A 637-nucleotide genomic window follows, 5' to 3' on the forward strand; every position below is an offset into this window, starting at 1 on the left:
TTCCCGCGAAGTGCTCACACAGATTGTCTGATAGAAAAGTAACGAGCAGAAAAAACCTCTACAGGCTTGTAGCTCAGGTGGTTAGAGCGCACCCCTGATAAGGGTGAGGTCGGTGGTTCAAGTCCACTCAGGCCTACCAGATTTCTTCTCATGCCGCGTTATGTTTCCGGCTCGCATAGTTCACTATGCTTCGCGAAAACATGCCTTGCCTGAGACGAAATCACATTTCCCGTGTGAGAAACGTGACTCCTGGTGAGTGGATGTAGATGGTCTCTGCAGTGACTGTATGGGGCTATAGCTCAGCTGGGAGAGCGCCTGCCTTGCACGCAGGAGGTCAGCGGTTCGATCCCGCTTAGCTCCACCATTACAGTACTGAAACTTACTTCAGAGTATACCGGCGACGGTGTGCTGCGAAGTATTTGCTCTTTAACAATCCGGAACAAGCTGAAAATTTGAAACGACGCGTCGTGTTCATTCTCCGTAATAAGAATGAAGCAACGATGCGTTCGGGTCTCTCAAATGCTTGCAGTCCGCAGCGTTGCAAAACGCCTGTGGGTTGTGAGGTTAAGCGACTAAGCGTACACGGTGGATGCCCTGGCAGTCAGAGGCGATGAAGGACGTGCTAATCTGCGAAAAG

Annotated in this window: 2 tRNA genes; both read left to right on the plus strand. The window is 51.0% G+C overall.

Annotation, left to right across the window (positions count from 1 at the left end):
* The first annotated feature begins 62 nt into the window (after positions 1–62).
* Positions 63–139: transfer RNA gene (locus F3J41_RS23200), tRNA-Ile, on the plus strand.
* A 149-nt stretch (positions 140–288) separates the two neighbouring features.
* Positions 289–364 (plus strand) — tRNA-Ala (locus tag F3J41_RS23205).
* The last annotated feature ends 273 nt before the right edge of the window (positions 365–637 follow it).

The sequence above is a fragment of the Pantoea sp. Ap-870 genome (genome assembly GCF_011752515.1).
Lineage (GTDB): Bacteria > Pseudomonadota > Gammaproteobacteria > Enterobacterales > Enterobacteriaceae > Pantoea > Pantoea dispersa.